Annotated in this window: 17 protein-coding genes; 9 read left to right on the forward strand and 8 right to left on the reverse strand. The window is 68.9% G+C overall.

Going from position 1 to position 19,530, the window contains the following annotated elements; translation table 11 throughout:
* The first annotated feature begins 264 nt into the window (after window positions 1–264).
* Both AC1G9L_RS21210 and AC1G9L_RS21215 read left to right on the forward strand, forming a co-directional pair.
* Window positions 265–1,257, forward strand: coding sequence for a trypsin-like serine peptidase (locus AC1G9L_RS21210; protein WP_481069898.1), 993 nt, complete (start codon window positions 265–267; stop codon window positions 1,255–1,257).
* A gap of 97 nt (window positions 1,258–1,354) precedes the next feature.
* Window positions 1,355–1,654, forward strand: coding sequence for a hypothetical protein (locus AC1G9L_RS21215; protein ID WP_481069899.1), 300 nt, complete (start codon window positions 1,355–1,357; stop codon window positions 1,652–1,654).
* Between the two features lie 11 nt (window positions 1,655–1,665).
* On the opposite strand, the gene AC1G9L_RS21220 is transcribed toward AC1G9L_RS21215, so the two are convergent.
* Entirely contained in the window at window positions 1,666–2,559 is an 894-nt protein-coding gene (locus AC1G9L_RS21220) for a BPSS1780 family membrane protein (protein ID WP_019800343.1), read from the reverse strand.
* Between the two features lie 47 nt (window positions 2,560–2,606).
* Window positions 2,607–3,377 carry a glutamine amidotransferase gene (locus AC1G9L_RS21225; RefSeq protein WP_019800342.1) on the reverse strand — a complete coding sequence of 257 codons (771 nt, stop codon included), beginning with the start codon at window positions 3,375–3,377 and terminating at the stop codon, window positions 2,607–2,609.
* Window positions 3,378–3,622: 245 nt separating this feature from the next.
* On the opposite strand from AC1G9L_RS21225, the gene AC1G9L_RS21230 reads away from it, so the two are divergent.
* Complete coding sequence (locus tag AC1G9L_RS21230) at window positions 3,623–4,432, forward strand: substrate-binding domain-containing protein (RefSeq protein ID WP_019800341.1); 810 nt, start codon at window positions 3,623–3,625, stop codon at window positions 4,430–4,432.
* Window positions 4,433–4,809: 377 nt separating this feature from the next.
* Window positions 4,810–5,733: an IS110 family RNA-guided transposase gene (locus tag AC1G9L_RS21235; RefSeq protein ID WP_481069900.1), complete on the forward strand. Its 924-nt coding sequence runs from the start codon at window positions 4,810–4,812 to the stop codon at window positions 5,731–5,733.
* A 164-nt stretch (window positions 5,734–5,897) separates the two neighbouring features.
* Here the strand turns inward: AC1G9L_RS21235 and AC1G9L_RS21240 are convergent, their stop codons facing one another.
* On the reverse strand, window positions 5,898–7,718 hold the full coding sequence (locus AC1G9L_RS21240; protein ID WP_481069901.1) for a GspE/PulE family protein: 1,821 nt from the start codon (window positions 7,716–7,718) through the stop codon (window positions 5,898–5,900).
* A gap of 76 nt (window positions 7,719–7,794) precedes the next feature.
* Here AC1G9L_RS21240 and glyQ point away from each other — a divergent pair, with 76 nt between their 5' ends.
* The 3 genes from glyQ to glyS are packed head-to-tail and all read left to right on the forward strand — an operon-like array spanning window position 7,795 to window position 11,139.
* Complete coding sequence (gene glyQ, locus AC1G9L_RS21245; RefSeq protein WP_019801178.1) at window positions 7,795–8,703, forward strand: glycine--tRNA ligase subunit alpha; 909 nt, start codon at window positions 7,795–7,797, stop codon at window positions 8,701–8,703.
* 10 nt (window positions 8,704–8,713) lie between these two features.
* Window positions 8,714–8,974, forward strand: a complete 261-nt coding sequence (locus tag AC1G9L_RS21250) for a hypothetical protein (RefSeq protein WP_019801179.1) — start codon at window positions 8,714–8,716, stop codon at window positions 8,972–8,974.
* A 2-nt stretch (window positions 8,975–8,976) separates the two neighbouring features.
* On the forward strand, window positions 8,977–11,139 hold the full coding sequence (gene glyS / locus AC1G9L_RS21255) for a glycine--tRNA ligase subunit beta (protein ID WP_481071212.1): 2,163 nt from the start codon (window positions 8,977–8,979) through the stop codon (window positions 11,137–11,139).
* Window positions 11,140–11,737: 598 nt separating this feature from the next.
* On the opposite strand, the gene rep is transcribed toward glyS, so the two are convergent.
* The gene (gene rep / locus AC1G9L_RS21260) at window positions 11,738–13,714 is read right to left on the reverse strand and encodes a DNA helicase Rep (protein ID WP_010340793.1); all 1,977 of its coding nucleotides are present in this window, start codon (window positions 13,712–13,714) and stop codon (window positions 11,738–11,740) included.
* 133 nt (window positions 13,715–13,847) lie between these two features.
* On the opposite strand from rep, the gene AC1G9L_RS21265 reads away from it, so the two are divergent.
* Both AC1G9L_RS21265 and AC1G9L_RS21270 read left to right on the forward strand, forming a co-directional pair.
* Complete coding sequence (locus AC1G9L_RS21265; protein ID WP_019799648.1) at window positions 13,848–14,468, forward strand: thymidine kinase; 621 nt, start codon at window positions 13,848–13,850, stop codon at window positions 14,466–14,468.
* Between the two features lie 77 nt (window positions 14,469–14,545).
* Window positions 14,546–14,893: a hypothetical protein gene (locus AC1G9L_RS21270; RefSeq protein ID WP_019799647.1), complete on the forward strand. Its 348-nt coding sequence runs from the start codon at window positions 14,546–14,548 to the stop codon at window positions 14,891–14,893.
* Window positions 14,894–15,097: 204 nt separating this feature from the next.
* On the opposite strand, the gene AC1G9L_RS21275 is transcribed toward AC1G9L_RS21270, so the two are convergent.
* The 4 genes from AC1G9L_RS21275 to AC1G9L_RS21290 form a co-directional block, all read right to left on the reverse strand.
* Window positions 15,098–16,702 carry an OpgD/OpgG family glucan biosynthesis protein gene (locus AC1G9L_RS21275; protein ID WP_019799646.1) on the reverse strand — a complete coding sequence of 535 codons (1,605 nt, stop codon included), beginning with the start codon at window positions 16,700–16,702 and terminating at the stop codon, window positions 15,098–15,100.
* 154 nt (window positions 16,703–16,856) lie between these two features.
* Window positions 16,857–17,669, reverse strand: coding sequence for a bifunctional DNA-formamidopyrimidine glycosylase/DNA-(apurinic or apyrimidinic site) lyase (mutM, locus tag AC1G9L_RS21280; RefSeq protein ID WP_019799645.1), 813 nt, complete (start codon window positions 17,667–17,669; stop codon window positions 16,857–16,859).
* A gap of 138 nt (window positions 17,670–17,807) precedes the next feature.
* Entirely contained in the window at window positions 17,808–18,149 is a 342-nt protein-coding gene (locus AC1G9L_RS21285; RefSeq protein ID WP_010340798.1) for an EF-hand domain-containing protein, read from the reverse strand.
* A gap of 59 nt (window positions 18,150–18,208) precedes the next feature.
* On the reverse strand, window positions 18,209–19,405 hold the full coding sequence (locus AC1G9L_RS21290; RefSeq protein WP_019799644.1) for a DesA family fatty acid desaturase: 1,197 nt from the start codon (window positions 19,403–19,405) through the stop codon (window positions 18,209–18,211).
* Window positions 19,406–19,530: the final 125 nt, after the last annotated feature.

Below are 19,530 nucleotides of genomic sequence, written 5' to 3' on the forward strand. Positions count from 1 at the left end.
TGTGTTGTCGGCTTGTGGCCGACGCCGGATCGCGCGATCCGCGTACACGGCGTCGGAGCCACATCGGATTACAGGAGCATCGGCACCAGGCCGCATCCCGGCCCTGCCGACACGGTCATGGAAGACCGTATTCGTGGCGGTGCGTACGTCCACGCCGCCATCCCCCGGTCCCTGGCGGACGGGCAGGCCGGGCGCGCGCAGGAGGTCGCGTCGACCCGGCTTCTCTCGCAATGAAGCAGTATCCCAATGACCAAGGAGCACGTCATGAAACGTCTGGCTGCACTGGGATTTACCTTGCTGGTATCGACAGCGGCGACCGCGGCGGTCGCGGCTACGCCATCGTTCCAGAAACTGAGCGGGAAAGCGAAGTTCATCAACGGCGACAATCTGGTGACCGGCGTGTCCGCGGAAACCGCACCCCCGACGGACACGCGCCTGCAGAGCCCGCAACGGAAGGCCGCCGGCCTGAGCGCGGTGATGGTCACCCGCAATGGCGACCAGTACGCGTCGCCGGCAAGCGCGGAGGACGTGGCACTGTTCGAAGAGGCGATCAAGGCGATGGAACTGCTCGGCCGCCTGCCGGACTCCGTGCCCGGCACGCCGCCGCTGCGTCCCACCGACCACGGTGACGGCCGCGCCGTCCCCAACGTGGTGATCGGCACCGACGAGCGGGTGCAGGTGACAACCACCACCGTCGCGCCGTACTGGCACATCGGGCGCATCGGCATCGGCTGCACCGGAACGCTGATCGGACCCAAGCACGTCCTGACCGCCGGCCACTGCGTGTCCGACGGCGCCGGCAATTGGTACTCCAGCCTCGACTTCACCGTGGCCCAGAACGGCAGCTACCAGCCGTGGGGAACGGCGACGTGGGCGCGTGCCATCACCACGACGGCGTGGCTCAACAACGGCGACAGCAACTACGACTACGCGCTGATTGTCCTGAGCACGGCGCCCCATGGCGGCAATGCGGGCTGGGGCACCTACTCGGGAGGCACCCATACCATCACCGGATATCCGGGCGACAAGCCGTTCGGAACGATGTGGAGTGCGTCCGGGGGCGTCTCCACCAGCGGCTCCTACCGGCTCTGCTACACCATCGACACCAGCGGCGGCAACAGCGGGAGCGGCATCTACGACAGCGGCTACGTCGTCCGCGGCGTCCACACCACCGGCTCGTCGAGCCAGAACTGCGGGACGCGGCTGACCAGTACCGTCTTCAACACGCTGCAGAACTGGATCGCCGACAACCCGTGACGCGCGCACGGTGACGATCCTGCGTGATACCGCCGTGGTGCAGCGGGCGACTGCGCACCACGGTGTTGGCCGAACCCGCGAGCAGAAGGAGGTGGAGATGAGACGAGTGCCTGCCGCGACGCTGCTACTGCTGGCGGGCTGCAGCCTGGGCAGTGGGCCGGCCGCCAATCGCGAGCCGCTGGAATCCGCGCTGATCATCGGCAGCGCGCAATCCCCGGACCCGGTGCTGGCCCGGGTCATGGAACTGAAGGAACAAGGCGTGGTGGAGGGCGTCGTGGTGTACGAATCGTTCCCCGTGCAGATCCGCCTGCGCGCACCCAGGCGGGTGATCGACGAACTGCAGGCGATGCCGCGGGCGGCCCAGGGCACGCCCAGCGACGGCAGCGGCCGCCGCTGAGTCAGCCGCGATCAGGCTTCGATGACATTCGCTGGCGGCGCGACGGCTGCGGCATCGCCGGCGTGCACGAACATCTGTTTCCAGGCCACGTACACGATGCCGGCGATCGCTGGGGGCAGTACCGCCATCAGCAGCACCTGCGCGATCAGCGCCGCCATCGTGGTGCCGACCAGCAGCTGCAGCACCAGCATCACCACGGTCAGTGCGAAGTAGAACGCGAACATGGCCAGGAAGGCGAGCACGAAGAACACCAGCAGCGCCGGCAGATTGTGCAGGCAGGCGCGCAGACCCAGGCCGATCGCGACGATGCCGTTGCGACCGTCGAACATCACCTGGGGGGCGAACAGGAACAGGGTCAGCGCCACCGCCACGACGCCGACCGCCACCAGCATCAGCCACAGCAGGATGCGCAGCGCCGGCAAGGTGGCCACGAGTTGCTCCACCTGCTGTGGATCCGGTTGCACGCCGGACTGGCCTATTTCGTTGAACTTGTCGATCACCGTGTTCAGCTGCTGCAGTCCGCTTGGGCCGATCACCACCACGGCCAGGAGCGCCAGCGCCAACCCGACCGCCACCTGCGGCAGCAGCGCCACCAGCAGGTTCGGCGCGCGATTGCCATGCAGGCCCTGCAACAGGTGCGCCGGCTCGGCACTGCGGCCCTGGTCGACCTCGCGCGCGGCCCACACCAGCCCGCCGAACAGCAACGGCCCAGCCAGGCCCATCAGCAGTTGCGCCAGCATGCCCAGGGTCGGATGGAGCGCGCTGAGGAACACCGCAAGCAGTGTCGCCAGGCCCCAGATCACCCCCAGCCGGCCCAGCGCCCACGGCGCCCGTCGCAGCAGGGCCACGCCGCCCAACAGCCATTCCGCGCCAGCCGAGGCCGGCAGCTTGCGAATCTCGATCATTGCCAATCCGAAGTGGGGGACGCCGTACAGCGCGGCGACTGCACAGATTATCGCGGTTTTGCCTGGCCGCTGCTGTGCTGCCCGCGTGCGTGCTGAACGAAGCGCCGCAACAGTTTGCGTGCCAGCGGTGCGGCGCTGACCTCGCGGGCGATGGTACGGGCGCAGCGTCCGGCGCTGCGTAGACAGTCCGCGCGCGCCTGCACGTAGCCGCGCATGTGGTGGGTGGCGAACTCCGGATGGAACTGCAGGCCCCAGGTCGCCTCGCCCCAGCGGAACGCGTGGCACTGGTCCTGCGCCGAGCGGGCCAGCACCGTGGCGCCGGCCGGTGCGCGCAGCACCGTCTGCAGATGCGTGGCATGCGCGGGGAAGCGCGCCGGCAAACCGGCGAACAGCGGATCTTCGGCCGCCGGCGGATACAGTTCGATATGCACCGTGCCCGATTCGCGCCCGGCCGGGTTGTAGGCCACCTCCCCGCCCAGCGCCTGCGCCAGCAGCTGGTGGCCGTAGCAGATGCCCAGCAGCGGCGTGCCGTCCTCGGCGGCCGCGCGCAACCAGTCGGCCGAGCGCTCGCTCCAGTCGGCGCGGTCGGTGACGAACGCCGCCGAGCCGGTGACGATCACCCCGGCGAAGTCGTCCCGCGCCGGCAACGACTCCCCGGCGGCGACATTGGCCACCACCGTGTCGTGCTCGGCCAGGCCGGCAGCGACGCGGATCCAGTGCGGGAAGCGTCCGTAGCGCCGCATCGTCGCCACCGGTTCGCCGGTTTCGAGGATCAGGAAGGGCGCAGCACGGCGACGGACGGGAGAAGCGAACGGCATGGTGGGATTCTAGACGGCAGCGCGCGGCTTTTTCCAAGCGCCGGTGCTGCGGATGGCATAAGCATATAACTGCGAGCAAGGGGATGCGGCCGCGGTGCCTAAAGCCCGCGGGATGGCGCCACCGCAGTGACGCGCGGGCGATCTGGCACGGCATGCGACCAGGTTCCGGCACGCCGGCGGCGGCTTCCCATACGCTTCAGCGCCGAGCGCGCAGGCTGTCGCTCTTTCCCCCCTGCAGGTGTGCGATGCGCCGTTCCCTGATTCCACTGACCCTGGCCGCGCTGCTGCTCGCGTCCGTATCCTCGGACGCGGCGCCGCTGCCGACCAGCCCTCGCGCCCAGCCCACGACGCTGACCGTCCTCAGTTCCGGCGGCATCATGGGCGCGATCCGCGCCGTCGCGCCCGACTACGAGCGGGCCACGGGGGTAAGGCTGCACATCGAAGCGGCGCCGTCGATGGGCGACACCCCGCAGGCGATCCCCAATCGCCTCGCCCGCCACGAGCCGGCGGACGCGCTGCTGATGGTCGGCGCGGCGCTCGACAAGCTCGTTGCCAGCGGCCAGGCGCGCCCCGCCAGCCGCGTGGACCTGGGCGAGTCCTACATCGCCATGGCGGTCAAGCAGGGCGCGCCCAAGCCGGACATCTCCACCATGGACGCCTTCCGCAAGACCTTGCTGGATAGCCGCTCGGTGGCCTATTCGGATAGCGCCAGCGGCGTCTATCTGTCGCGCACGCTGTTCCCGCGGATGCGGCTCGGCGACGGTTTCGCCGCCAAGGCGCGGATGATTCCCGCCGAGCCGGTCGGCGCGGTGGTGGCGCGCGGCGAGGCGCAACTCGGCTTCCAGCAGCTGAGCGAACTCAAGCCGGTCCGGGGCATCGCCATCGTCGGCCTGATCCCGCAGCAGGCACAGCAGATGACGCTGTATTCCGGCGCCGTCGCCACCGCCAGCACCCAGCCGCAGGCGGCGCAAGCGCTGCTGGATTACCTGGCGTCCCCGGCCGCCGCCAAGGCGATCGCCGATAGCGGCCTCACGCCGCTCGCCGGGAAGAACTAGCCCGGCACGTATCATGGCGCCGCGACCGGCATCCTCGTCCGACGCGAGGCGGCGCGCGTCAGTGCCGTGGTGCGGCCTGGCGGGACGCGCCGTGGCCACGTAGGAGCGGCTTCAGCCGCGACGGGACGTTCCCGGGAACGCCTGGTCGCGGCTGAAGCCGCTTGTGTCAAATAAGGGTCTATCGTTGCAGGTGAGAGCGGAGTGCGGCAGGCCGTTTAGCCGCAGTGCCAGCAAGCACGAGTAGGAGTCAGCGCCGCCGCACTCCGGTTCTCCTGCCTGATAAGCCCGAACAGTTGCCCGAGTGACGAGCTCGAACTCCACAAGCATGGGCATCGGCAGGAGCGCTCTCGTCCCTGAGTCTACTGCGGAGAACGTCTATGCGGCGCCATGTCGGGATCGATGTATCCAAGGCCGAACTGGTCATTCATGTCCTGCCGGACGAGCAGGCCTGGACCCAACCCAATACGCCACAGGGGCAACGCGCGCTGGCCCAACGCCTGGCGGAGCTGGGCTGCGAGCGGATCGTGCTGGAAGCCAGTGGCGGCTACGAACATGCCGTGCTGCAGGTGCTCCGAGAGGCAAACCTGCCGGCAGTGCGGATGGCCGCCGATCGTCCGCGCAAGCTCGCCCAGGCCTTGGGCCTGCATGCCAAGACCGATGCCCTGGACGCGCGCCTGCTGGCCATCGCCGCCCAGCACATCCCGACCATGCCCACGCCCGTGGTACCTGAGCACCAGCAGTCTCTTCGCGAACTGCTGGACCTGCGTGCCACCCTGGTGAGCCAGCGTGATGCCCATCGGCGGCGCCTGGAGCACATCACCAGCGCCAAGGTGCAACACCGCTGCCGAGAGGTGATCGCCCTGCTGAACCAGCAGATCCAGACGTTGACGCAGGAGATCGGGCAGCAGGGCAAGACCTGCTCGAGCCTACCCAAGGTGCCTGGGCTCGGCACGATCCTGCGCGCGGTTCTGGCCGCGCGGCTGCCAGAGCTGGGCACGCTGCCGCCACGCAAGCTCGCTGCCCTGGTCGGGCTGGCCCCGTTCAATCACGACAGCGGCTGCTGGAAAGGCCAGCGCCGCATCAAAGGCGGACGTGCCGACGTGCGGCGCGTGCTGTACATGGCCACCTGGGCCAGCATCCGCGCCAAATCCCCCTTGGCCAACACCTACGCACGTCTGCGCGCAGCGGGCAAGCCGGCCAAGGTCGCCATCGTCGCCTGCATGCACAAGTTCCTGCGCTGGCTCAATGCCATCGCGCGCGATCAGGCCCCGTACGCTCCTCCTGTCATCGCAGGTGCATGACAGTTGACTCCTACCAGTGCGCCAGCGATCGCGATGATGGAGCCCGGATGGGAGCGCTGGGATCGGGGATTGGCAGAAGCGCATCCGGGTGAGATGCCCCCGCACGCGACAGCGGTGGGCCAGCCGCCGCACGAAAAGCCAACGCCAACCACGCCTCCCGCCCCTCACTCCCGCGGCGGCAGCACCGACAGCACTTCCTCGATGGTGGTCAGCCCGGCGGCCACCTTTTCCAGGCCGGCGCGGCGCAGCGTGCGCACGCCCTCGTCCTGGGCCGCGCGGCTGAAGCCGGCCAGGTCCATGTCGGCGCGGATCAGGGTGCGCAGGCGCGGCGTCACCGGCAGCAGCTCGTACAGGCCGACCCGGCCCAGGTAGCCGGTGCGGCGGCACTCCAGGCAGCCGACCGGAGCGTAGGGTTGCAGCGGCTCGGGCAAGGCCTCGCCCGGCTCGCGCAACGCGTCCCACTCGTGCGGCTCCAGCGTGTGCGGACGCTTGCAGTGGCCGCACAGGGTGCGCACCAGGCGCTGCGCCAGCACGCCGTTGAGGGTGGAGGCGACCAGGTAGTGCGGCACGCCCAGGTCGAGCAGGCGGGTGATCGCGGAGGGCGCGTCGTTGGTGTGCAGGGTCGATAGCACCAGGTGGCCGGTCAGCGAGGCCTGCACCGCCATCTGCGCGGTTTCCAGGTCGCGGATCTCGCCGATCATGATGATGTCCGGGTCCTGCCGCAGCAGGGTGCGCACGCCGCTGGCGAAGTCCAGGTCGATGTTGGCCTGCACCTGCATCTGGTTGAACTCGGTGGCGATCATCTCGATCGGGTCCTCCACGCTGCACACGTTCACGTCCGGCGTGGCCAGGCGCTTGAGCGTGGAGTACAGCGTGGTGGTCTTGCCCGAGCCGGTGGGGCCGGTGACCAGCACGATGCCGTGCGGGCGCTCCACCAGCGCGTTCCAGCCGGCCGCTTCCTGCGGGCTGAAACCGAGCTGGTCCACGCTCTTGAACGCGGCGTCCGGGTCGAAGATGCGCATCACGCACTTCTCGCCGAAGGCGGTAGGCATGGTCGACAGGCGCATCTCGGTTTCGCGCCCGCCCGGCGAGCGGGTCTTGATGCGCCCGTCCTGCGGGCGGCGCCGCTCGGCCAGGTCCATGCGCCCGAGCACCTTGATGCGGCTGACGATGGCGGTCATCACCGCCGGCGGCACTTCCAGCACCTTGTGCAGCACGCCGTCGATGCGGAAGCGCATGCGCCCGGCCTCGCGCCGCGGCTCCAGATGGATGTCGCTGGCGCGCTGTTCGTAGGCGTACTGCAGCAGCCAGTCGACGATGTGCACGATGTGGTGGTCGTCGGCGTTGACGTCGCCGCCGCGGCCCAGTTCCACCAGTTGCTCGAAGCTGGGCAGGCCGCTGCTCTGCTCGGTGCGCCCGTCCTTGGCGCCGCGCACCGAGCGGGTCACGCCGAAGAACTCCATCGTGTAGCGATGCAGGTCCAGCGGGTTGACCACCACGACCTCGATGCGGCGCCGCGCCAGGTGCTGCACGTCGCCGAGCCAGTCCAGCGCCAGCGGTTCGCTGGTCGCCACCAGCAGGCGCTCGGGCTGCAGGGCCAGCGGCAGGATGCGGTGGCGGCGCGCGTAGGCGTGCGAGACCACGCCGGTGACCGCGGCCACGTCGACCCGGGTCGGATCGATGCGCAGGTAGCGCAGGCCGCAGCGCTGCGCCAGCCATTCGGTCAGCCGTTCCAGGCTCAGTTCGCTGCCCGGCGGGCGGGTGGCGGCCAGTTTCAGGTTGGACAGCAGCACCAGCGGATGCACGTCGCTGGCGGTGCGCGCGGTCTGCGCCGAGAACTGCACGCGGCCGCGTTCGGCCGGTGCGACCAGGCCGTCGGCGAGCAGCGCGGCGGCCACGCGCTCGAAGCTCAACCGGCCCGGCGGCAAGGCCACGGTGGGCTCGGCGGGCGACGACGCGGGCGGCGCGGCAGGGCGCGAATCCATGGTCCAGGTCCGGTGCGCGGAAGTCCCCGCGAGTCGGTCGCTATACTAGCGCACCCCTCAACCGGCCCCCTGCGAGATGTCCGTTTCCCGGTCCGTTCCGATCACGTTCCAGGGTCTGATCCAGACCCTCAACCAGTTCTGGGCGCAGCACGGCTGCGTGCTGATCCAACCGTTGGACCTGGAAGTGGGCGCCGGCACCTTCCATCCGGCCACGTTCCTGCGCGCGCTCGGGCCGGAGCCGTGGAACGCGGCCTACGTGCAGCCGAGCCGCCGTCCCACCGACGGCCGCTACGGCGAGAACCCGAACCGCCTGCAGCGCTACTACCAGTACCAGGTGGCGATGAAGCCGAACCCGGACAACATTCAGCAGCTGTACCTGGATTCGCTCAAGGCACTGGGCATCGATCCGCTGGTGCACGACCTGCGCTTCGTCGAGGACAACTGGGAATCGCCGACGCTCGGCGCCTGGGGCCTGGGCTGGGAGGTGTGGCTCAACGGCATGGAAGTCACCCAGTTCACCTACTTCCAGCAGGCTGGCGGCCTGGAGTGCAAGCCGGTGCTGGGCGAGATCACCTACGGTCTCGAGCGGCTGTGCATGTACCTGCAGAACTGCGACAACGTCTACGACCTGGTGTGGACCTACGGCCCCGATGGCACGCCGGTCACCTACGGCGACGTCTACCACCAGAACGAAGTTGAGCAGAGCGCGTACAACTTCGAGCACGCCAACGTGGCCGAACTGTTCCACCGTTTTGACGCGTGCGAGCAGGAAGCGCAGGCGCTGGTCGAGGTCGGCCTGCCGCTGCCGGCCTACGAACAGGTGACCAAGGCCAGCCACGCCTTCAACCTGCTCGACGCACGCCGCGCGATCTCGGTGACCGAGCGCCAGCGATACATCCTGCGCGTGCGTGCGCTGGCGCAGGCGGTGGCCAAGGCCTACTACGCGCAGCGCGAGAAGCTGGGTTTCCCCGGCGTGAAGCGCTGAGGCACGGCCGATGCGGCCTGATCGGGAACTGTTCGTGGTGCTCGGCCTGCTGTGGTCGGCGCCGGTGGCGTTCGGCTACTTCTGCGCCTGGTGGGCGCAGCAGCGCGGGCGCAGCGCCTTCGGCTGGTTCCTGTTCGGCTGCTTCCTGCTGCCGGTGGCCGGATTGTGGCTGCTGGCGATCAACGGCGACGACCGCGATAGCCGCGGCAAGCCTAAAGACAAATCGATTGGGCGCAGCGACCTGCTGGCGACCCGGAAGGACGTGATATGAGCATGCATCCCCTGCTGATCGAACTGGGCACCGAGGAACTGCCGGTCAAGGCATTGCCGGGCCTGGCCCAGGCGCTGTTCGACGGTGTGATCGCCGGGCTGGAGAAGCGCGGCATCGCGGTCGAGCGTGGCGACGCCAAGCCGTTGTCCACGCCGCGCCGGCTGGCGGTGCTGCTGCCGGGCGTGGCCGTCGAGCAGCCGGAGCAGCGCGCGGAAGTGCTCGGCCCCTACCTCAACATCGCGCTGGATGCGGACGGCCAGCCAACCAAGGCGCTGCAGGGCTTCGCCGCCAAGGCCGGGATCGACTGGACCGCGCTGGAGCGCACCAGCGACGCCAAGGGCGAGCGCTTCGTGCACCGCGCGGTGAACCCGGGCGCGCGCACCGCCACGCTGCTGCCGGAGATCCTGCGCGAAGCGATCGCGGCGATGCCGATCCCCAAGCCGATGCGCTGGGGCGACCACGACTACGGTTTCGCCCGGCCGGTGCAGTGGCTGGTGCTGCTGTTCGGCAGCGAGGTGGTGCCCATGCCGCTGTTCGGCGTGGAGGCCGGCCGCGACAGCCGCGGCCACCGCTTTCTGCACGACGCACCGGTGCCGCTGGCGCAGCCGGGCGACTACGTGGCCGCGGTGCAGGCCGCGCAGGTGCTGGTGGACCCGGACGTGCGCCGCGCGCGCATCGTCGCCGAGGTCGAACAGGCCGCGCGCGACGCCGGCGGCAGCGCGCGCATCGCCGAGGACAACCTGGAGCAGGTGGTGAACCTGGTCGAATGGCCGTCGGCGGTGCTGTGCAGGTTCGAGCCGGCGTTCCTGGCGGTGCCGCAGGAAGCGCTGATCGAGACCATGGAGAGCAACCAGAAGTTCTTCCCCGTGCTGGACGGCGGCGGCAAGCTCACCGAACACTTCATCGGCATCGCCAACATCGTCTCGCGCGACGTCGCCGAAGTGGCCAAGGGCTACGAGCGGGTGATCCGCCCGCGCTTCGCCGACGCCAAGTTCTTCTTCGACGAAGACCTCAAGCAGGGCCTGGAGGCGATGGGCGCCGGCCTGGCCAGCGTCACCTACCAGGCCAAGCTCGGCAGCATCGCCGACAAGGTGCAGCGCGTGGCCACGCTGGCCGAGGCGATCGCCGCACAAGTGGGCGTGGACCCGGCGCAGGCGCGCCGTGCCGCTGAGCTCAGCAAGAACGACCTGCAATCGCGCATGGTCAACGAGTTCCCGGAACTGCAGGGCATCGCCGGCCGCCACTACGCCGTCGCCGCCGGCGAACCCAGCGAGATCGCCCTGGCGATCGACGAGGCCTACCAGCCGCGCTTCGCCGGCGACGACATCGCGCTGTCGCCGCTGGGCAAGGTGTTGGCGATCGCCGAACGCCTGGACACGCTGGCCGGCGGGTTCGCCGCGGGGTTGAAGCCGACCGGCAACAAGGATCCATTCGCGCTGCGGCGCAATGCGCTGGGGTTGGCGCGGACGGTGATTGAGAGTGGGTTTGATGTTGATCTGAAGAAGCTCCTATCGACCGCTGCGACCCAGGCGATGGAGGCAATTCGGCGTTCCGCCCTGCTGAAGAAGCTGGATGCAGCAGCAGAGGCGAAGCGCGAAGGTGCTGAGACTGCACCCGGACAACATCAGGTGGGCACGGTTTCGCTGGAGCAGGTCGAGGAGATCTTCGACTTCATCCTCGACCGCCTGCGCGGCTACTACGCCGACAAGGGCGTGCCGGCGACGCAGTTCAATGCGGTCGCAGAACTGAAGCCAGCCTCTTTGTACGACTTCGACCGCCGCATCGACGCGATCGGCACCTTCGCCGCATTGCCGGAGGCCGAGGCGCTGGCCGCGGCCAACAAGCGCATCCGCAACATCCTGCGCAAGGCCGAAGGCGAGATTCCGGCGCAGGTCGATGCGGGCCTGCTGCGCGAGCCGGCCGAGCGCGCGCTGGCCGAAGCGGTGGAAGCAGCGATCGCCGAGACCGACGGCGCGCTGCGCCAGCATGACTACGTCACCGTGTTGAACTTCCTGGCGCGGCTGCGCCAGCAGGTGGACGCGTTTTTCGACGGCGTGATGGTCAACGCCGACGACCCGGCGCTGCGCCGCAACCGCCTGGCCCTGCTCAAGCGCCTGGGCGACCGCCTCGGCAGCGTCGCTGCGATCGAGCACCTGTCAGCGTAAGCAGCAGAAGTATCGAACCGGAGACGGGCCGCCTCGCGCGGCCCGTTCTCGTTTTGCGGGTAGCCTCCTTGCGGAAATGCACGGCGCCAATGGCTTCGGCGCACCACAATGCGTCGGGACTGAAGTCCCTCCCACAACACACTCCCTTGCTGTCCCCAACCCTTGCTGCTGCGTTGCTTGCTGACTTTACAACAAGCGTGTGCAAGCGCCCGCACTAAGCCTCTCTCCCCTCGGGAGAGGGGTTGGGGTGAGGGTCCGGTGCGAAGCGACTCACGCAGTGTCAGTACACGAGGCTGCGCCCGACCCTCATCCGCCCCTACGGGGCACCTTCTCCCACAGGGAGAAGGAGCAGCCGACTAGCCCCTCTCCCTCCGGGAGGGGTTGGGGTGAGGGTCCGGCGCGAAGCGACCCACGGAGTGTGAGTGCACGAGGCTTCGCCCGCACCCTCATCCGCCCCTTCGGGACACCTTCTCCCGGTGGAGAAGGAACAGCGCAAGTCCACGCACTACACGCACTAACCCAAGCCTCAATACCCGCAACGCACCGCACACCGCCGCGACGCACCCAATCCCCAATACCAACTCCCCAATCCCCGCCTTCAATCAAACAACGCCTGGATCGCCGCCAACCCCGCATTGGCGCGCTCCTTCTTGCGCGCCGCGTCGGCCACCGGGTCGGCGCCGTCGCGCTGCATTTCCTCGGCCGGGATCTCGTCGAAGAAGCGGCTGGGCTTGAGCCGGATGTGCTCGCCGAACTTGCGGGTGAGCTTGCTGTAGCTCATCCACAGCTGCTCCTTGGCGCGGGTGATGCCCACGTACAGCAGGCGCCGCTCTTCCTGCAGGTTGCCCTCTTCCAGGCTGACCTCGTGCGGCAGCACGCCGTCCTCGCAGCCGACGATGAACACATAGCGGAACTCCAGACCCTTGGAGGCGTGCATGGTCATCATCCGCACCTGGTTGCCGCCGTCGTCCTTGTCGTTGCGCGACAGCAGCGCCAGTTGCGCGGCCAGGTCGCCGACGGTGGCGCCGCGTGGGCCGCCCTCGAACCACTTGGCCAGTTCCTCCAGGTTGCCGCGGCGGCGCTGGAAACTCGCTTCGTCCTTGCACTGGCTGCGCAGTTCGCGGATCAGCCCGGACTGCTCGGCCAGCTGACGCACCACGTCGGCCGAGGACAGCGTGGTCGAGGCCGCTCGCAGTTCGTGCAGGATATCGACGAAGTCGCTCAGGCCGTTGGCCGCGCGCGGCGGCAACTGCTGCAGCGCGCCCACCGACTCGGCCGCGCGCGACATCGGCAGGTGCTTGGCCGAGGCCAGTTCGGCCAGCTTGGCCAGCGAGGTCGCGCCGACCTCGCGCTTGGGCGCCTGCACCGCGCGCAGGAACGCCGCATCGTCGTCGGGATTGACCAGCAGGCGCAGCCAGGACAGCACGTCCTTGACCTCCTGCCGCTCCAGGAACGCGGTGCCGCCGGTGATGTGGTACGGCACGCTGGCCATCTGCAGCGCCTTTTCCAGCGGCCGCGATTGGAAGTTGCCGCGGAACAGGATGCAGAAGTCGCTCCACGGCACCTGCTTGGCGGTGCCCAGGTAGGCAATCTCGGCGGCGACCTTCTCCGCCTCGTGTTCGCTGTCGCGGCACTCCCACACGCGGATGCGCTCGCCGTCGGCCTGGTCGCTCCACAGCGTCTTCAGGTGCTCGTGCGGGTTGTGCGCGATCAGGGCGTTGGCCGCGCGCAGCACGCGGTTGGAGCAGCGGTAGTTCTGCTCCAGCTTGATGATCTGCAGGGCCGGGTAGTCGCGGCCCATCTGCATCAGGTTTTCCGGGTTGGCGCCGCGCCAGGCGTAGATGCTCTGGTCGTCGTCGCCCACGCAGGTGAAGTTGCCGCGCGGGCCGGCCAGCATCTTCAGCAGGCGGTACTGCGCATCGTTGGTGTCCTGGCTCTCGTCCACCAGCAGGTAGCCGATGCGTTCGCGCCAGGCCATCACGATGTCCTCGTTCTCCTCCAGCACCTGCACCGGCAGGCGGATCAGGTCGTCGAAGTCCACCGCGTTGAAGGTGCTCAGCCGCGCCTGGTAGCGCTCGTACAGGCTGGCCGCTTCCTGCTCGCGGTTGCTGCGCGCGGCCGCCATCGCCTGTTCCGGCGACAGCCCGGCGTTCTTGGCGCGCGAGATCAGGTTCTTGGCGTCCTCGATGGCATCGGGCTTGGCGCCGGGCATCAGGTCCTTGATCTGCGCGGCGGCATCGTCGGCGTCGAAGATCGAGAAGCCGCGCTTCAGGCCCACCGCGGCGTGTTCGATCTGCAGGAACTTCAGCCCCAGGGCGTGGAAGGTGCAGATGGTCAGGCCGTCGGCGGCCTCGCTGCGGATGCGCTTGGCCACGCGCTCGCGCATTTCCTTGGCCGACTTGTTGGTGAAGGTGATCGCGGCGATGCGCTTGGCCGGGTAGCGGCCGCTGGCGATCAGGTGCGCGATCTTTTCCACGATCACGCGGGTCTTGCCGCTGCCGGCGCCGGCCAGCACCAGCAACGGACCCTCGCAATGCAGGACCGCGGCGCGTTGGGGAGGATTGAGACCGTGCATGAAGACTTCCCTTGGCCGCCTAGTGTACCGGGCGCCCGCCAGCGGCGACGTCCCCGACGTCCCCCCTGCGCTGAACCGGTTCGCCAAGCGCAGGCCGGCCGGGGCGCGCGGCCGCCGCGCTAGAATCGGCGGCATGGCGAAACTGTATTTCTACTATTCGGCGATGAACGCCGGCAAGACCACCACGCTGCTGCAGTCGGCGCACAACTACCGCGAGCGCGGCATGCGCACGGCGATCCTGACGCCGCGGCTGGACCACCGTGCCGGCAGCGGCGTGGTCGCCTCGCGCATCGGCCTGCGCGCCGACGGCACGCCGTTCGTCGCCGAGACCGATCTGCTGGCCACCCTCGAGGCCGACATCGCCAGCCACGGGCCGCTGCATTGCGTGCTGGTGGACGAGGCGCAGTTCCTCAGCCGCGCCCAGGTCTGGCAACTCAGCGAAGTGGTCGACCGGCTACGCATCCCGGTGCTGTGCTACGGCCTGCGCACCGATTTCCGCGGCGAGCTGTTCGAGGGCAGCCAGTACCTGCTGGCCTGGGCCGACGAACTGCAGGAGATCAAGACCATCTGCCACACCGGCAGCAAGGCGACGATGACCGTGCGCGTGGACGAGAACGGCCATGCGGTGCAGGACGGCCCGCAGGTGGAGATCGGCGGCAACGAGCGCTACGTGTCGGTCAGCCGCCCCGAGTTCAAGAAGATCATGCGCGGCGAAGGCCGCATCGATCCGCTGCAGATCGCCTTGCCGCTGTAACCCGGATGTACCACTGACGCGCCGTGGCCGACGCCGTGTCTGCGCCATCAGTTTGTGGATCGCGCCGGGTAGCATGCGTGGAATCGCGCCGGCCACCGGTATCGGAAGGGCTCGTCGAGTACGGCAACCAGGTCGCCAAGCCGCGCCAGGAAGCGGTCCTGCGACGCGAGGCGATGCGCAGCACCGGCGGTCTGCTCGGCCACTCCGGCGCATCCGATCCGCTGTCGATCAACGGCCCGCGCGGCGGCAGCATCGATCCGGAAGTGTTCTATGCCAAGCAGTTCTGGGAGCCGAGTGCGTACTGGAAGCTGCAGGACCAGGTGTGGGACGGCCGCACCCCGGGCCGGGTCGACATCGGCGATGTCGAGGACATCAGCACGGAAGGCGCGCCGCCAACGCCGCCGCAGGAGCCCGACAAGCACTGAACGCGGAGCCATTTCCGCGTCGACGCTGAAGTCCCTCCCAAAGCAACACATTGCCGGGAACGCGCATCCTTGTAGGGGCGGCTTCAGCCGCGACGCGCGATGCGCACCACGCTCGCACACCCGGCTGCGCCAGGACTGAAATGCGAGCGCAATGCCCGATCCAAGCACGCGCGCGATGCCGGCAAGCACCGCGCGCGGTTGCGCTCAATACAGCTTGCGCTCGGCCGCCGGCGGCGGCGTCCACTGGTACAGCCAGGTCTCGGTGAGCGGGCGCTCGCCGCTGCGCAGGTACAGGCGGATGTCGATCTGCTCGGTGCCGTCGTCCGGCGGCACTACGTCGAACATCGCGCGGTAGCCGGAGATCTCGTGCAGCGGCCGCGCCGAGACGATCTCGGTGCGGCCGCGGTTGAGCTGCAGCACCGCCTCGACCTTGGCGTCCTTCTCCTTGCCCAGCTTGGCCAGTTCGCCACCGGCGAAATCCACCGCGAAGCGCCAGGAGAAATAGTGCCGCTTCTGCCCGACCACGCCGCCCAGGCCGGTGCGCGTGGCCACGCAATGCGCCAGCGGCGAGGACGCCGGCGCCTGCGCGCCCCAGTACAGGCGGTAGCCGAACAGCAGCTCCTGGCCCGGCTGCGGCTTGTCCTGCGGATTCCAGAACGCGACGATGTTGTCGAAGGTCTCGTCGACGGTGGGGATCTCCACCAGTTGCACCGAACCCTTGCCCCAGCCCTGCTTCGGCTCCACCCACAGACACGGGCGCTTCTCGTAGAACACGCCGTCGTCCTGGTAATGGTCGAAGTTGCGGTCGCGCTGCAGCAGGCCGAAACCGCGCGGGTTCTCGTCGACGAACATGTTGAAGCGCAGGTGCGGCGGATTGCACAGCGGCCGCCAGATCCACTCGCCGCCGCCGGTCCACATCGCCAGGCCGTCGGTGTCGTGGATCTCCGGGCGCCAGTCCCAGTCCATGCGACGGTCGTTCTCGCCCACCTGGTACATGCTGGTGCACGGACCCAGGCCCAGCCGCTCGATGGTCTTGCGCGGATACAGCGCACTGTCGATGTCCATCAGCAGCACGTCGCCATTGGTGATCGCGAAGCGGTAGGCACCGGCCACGCTCGGCGAATCCAGCAGCGCGTACACCACCACCGTGTCCGAGCCGGCCTTGGGCTGCTCCAGCCAGTAGGCGATGAAGTCCGGGAATTCCTCCGGGCCGCCGGTGCCGGTATCGATCGCCAACCCGCGCGCCGACTGGCCGTACTGGCCCTCCTTGCCGACAGCACGGAAATAGCTGGCGCCGAGGAACGCGGCGAAGTCGCGCTCGGTGTCCTGCTTGGTGTTGAGGCGGAAACCGGCAAAGCCCAGTTCCTTCGGCAGCGGCTTGCCCTTCAGCCCGCTGCTGCCGTAATCGAACGCCGCGCTGTCGTAGGCCAGTTCCTGCGCCTGCCCGTCGACCAGGTCGAACATGTGCACCGGCGTCTTGAAGTACAGGCCCAGGTGGAAGAACTTGGCCTGAAACTTCGGACCCTGCTCGGCCGCCCAAAGCGCGTGGTCCTGGCGATAGCGGATCGACTGGTACTGGTCCCAGGTCAATCCCTCCACCGGCGCCGGCAGCACCCGCTTGTGGCTCTGGTACGGCGCGTTGGCCATGGCCCGTGCGTGGCCCTTGAGCCAGGCATAGTCGAACGGCTGCGGCTTGCCCAGGCGGCGCAGGCCCACTGCGGGGGCCGCCTGGCCGAGCATCGGCATCGCCGGCAAGCCCATGGCGGCGAAGGCGGCGGCGGCGTTCTTGAGGAAATCGCGTCGTTGCATGGCCGGGATCGAAACGGAAAAGGACGCCCATCATAGACAAGCGGCGCCGCATGCGGCGGTGAGGGTGCCCGTGCGAGGGAGTCCACGGGCGCAGGCACGCCGGATCGCCGAGCCCGCTGCCTCATCGACGCGCGACGGCGAGCGCCACCATCGCTCAACGCTGGCAGTGGCCGCACCAGACGCTGGCGCGCTGGCCGATGCTGGCGTGGCGCAGCGTGCGCCCGCAGCGCTTGCAGGCCTCGCCCTCGCGGCCGTAGACCGACAGTTCCTGCTCGAAGTAACCCGGTGCCCCATCCGGGCTGATGAAATCGCGCAACGTCGTGCCGCCGCGCTGGATCGCATAGCCCAGGATCGCCTTGGCCGCGTCGGCCAGGCGTGCGTAGCGGGCGCGCGAGACCTCGCCCGCCTCGCGCAGCGGACTGATGCCGGCCTGGAACAGACTCTCGGCCGCGTAGATGTTGCCCACCCCGACCACGATGCGCTGATCCATCAGGAAGGTCTTGACCGGCGCGGTGCGGCCGCGGCTGAGCCGGAACAGATGATCGCCGTCGAACGCATCGGACAGCGGCTCCGGCCCCAGCTCGGCGAGCAGCGGATGGGTCTCGTCCGGCGCTTGCCACAGCAGGCAACCGAACCGACGTGGATCGTTGAAGCGCAGCACGCGCCCGTCTTCCAGACTGATATCGACGTGGTCGTGCGCCCGCGGCGGCGTGTCGCCCGGCAGCACGCGCAAGCTGCCGGACATGCCCAGATGCAACAGCGCGCTGCCGACCGCGGTGTCCAGCAACAGATACTTTGCGCGCCGGCGAATGCCCTCGATGCGCTGCCCGGGCAACCGCTCGGCCACCTCCGGCGGAATCGGCCAACGCAGATCCGGCCGCCGCAGGATCACCCCATGGATGCGCCGCCCCGACAGATGCGGCTCCAGGCCGCGCCGGGTGGTTTCGACTTCGGGGAGTTCGGGCATGGGTTCGTCGAATGTTGCAGGTAGGGGGACAAGCTTAGCCGGCGCGAGGTGCGCTTCCACTGAAGCTGGGGATTGTTGAGCAAACACCACGCGCGCTGCGCGACGGAGCGCGCTGCGCGTGTGGCGATACAGGCGTGGTCACTGCGGCGGCGCCGCCAACTCCCGTGCGCTGAGGTAGCCGTCGCCGTTTGTGTCCTGCTTGCGGAAGCGGGCGGTCAGGGTGGCGAGGTGTTGCGCGCGGGTAATCGGCGGACCGCGGCCGCCGGGCAGTTCGGCGGGGCTGAGTACGCCGTCGTGGTCGAGGTCGCGCGCGTCGAAGGCGTAGCTCATCCAGGCCAGGTATTCGTCCAGGCTGACGCGGCCGTCGCCGTCGCGGTCCATGCGCTGCAGATAGCTGGCGGTGCTGTCGATCGCCTGCGCCTGCACATCGATGCCGGCCACGGTCGCGACGCATGCGATGCCCAGCGTCAGCCCGGCCATCAACGACGAACGCCGCGCGAGGCGGCGTTCGGGTGGCGGCGTACGGAGTGCGCCGCGGCTCATGCCAGGGCGTAGCCCTTCAGCCTGGCGGCGTAGGCCTGCAGCGCGGCGATGCCGCTGGCTTCGGCGTCGTGGCACCACGCCTGCAGGTGTTTGAGACGTTCGCTGGCGTCGTGGGTGCGCGCTTCCAGCAAGGCCGCCAGGCGTGCGCGGTGCTCGACCAGCGTGCGCATGCGCGGGCGCTGGGCCACCCAACGCTGCAGCTGTTCGCGCGCGTCGGGCTTGAGCCAGCGGCCATCGTCGACCAGGCCCTTGCGCAGGCGCCGCGGCAGCAGCTTGCGCAGCTTGGCGCCGGCCTGGGCGGCTTCTTCCTTGAGCGCGGGCTTGAACACGTTGCGCTGGTAGTCGGTCATCGCCTGGAAGCGATGCGACAGCAGCGCGCGCAACGTGTCGGCGTCGGGCACGGCGATGTTCGGGCGCACGTCCAGGGTCGGAGCCACGCGCAGGATCTTGGCCAGGCGCAGGGCCGCCAGTGCGCGGATCGCGATCCAGCCGATGTCCAGTTCCCAACGGCGCATCGAGAAGCGCGCCGAGCTCGGGAAGGCATGGTGGTTGTTGTGCAGCTCTTCGCCACCGATCCACAGCGCCCACGGCGTCAGATTAGTCGAGGTGTCGGCGGATTCGAAGTTGCGGTAGCCCCACCAGTGGCCAAGGCCGTTGATCACGCCGGCGGCCCAGAACGGGATCCAGGCCATCTGCAGCGCCCACAGGGCGATGCCGGGCAGGCCGAACAGCGCGAAGTTGACCACGAACAGCGCCACCGGCCCCAGGTTCGCGTACGGGGTGTACAGGTGCCGCTCGATCCAGTCGTCAGGCGCGCCCTTGCCGTACTGCTCGATGTCGCCGCGCTGGGTGCGCGCTTCGCGGTACAACTCCACGCCGCGCCAGAACACGCGGGCGATGCCCTTCGTCTGCGGGCTGTGCGGGTCTTCCTCCGTCTCCACCTTGGCGTGGTGCTTGCGATGGATCGCCACCCACTCCTTGGTGATCATCGAGGTGGTGAACCAGGTCCAGAAGCGGAAGAAGTGCGACAGCAGCGGATGGAAATCCACGCCGCGGTGCGCCTGGCTGCGGTGCAGGTACAACGTCACCGCGAAGATGGTGAGCTGGGTGAACAACAGCAGCACGGCCAGCATGCCCCACCAGCCGACGCCGAGCAGGCCGTTGCCGAGGAAGTCGAGGATCGCGTCGAACATTGCCAGAAGCTCCAGAGCGTAAGACGGCGTGAGGGGATGACGACATGATGGGGGTTGCGGGCGCAAACTTCACCCGGCGCTCGCGTATGGTATTCAGCCGCCAAGCGCCTTCGATCACAGAACGG

This window comes from Xanthomonas sp. NCPPB 1132 (assembly GCF_056629235.1).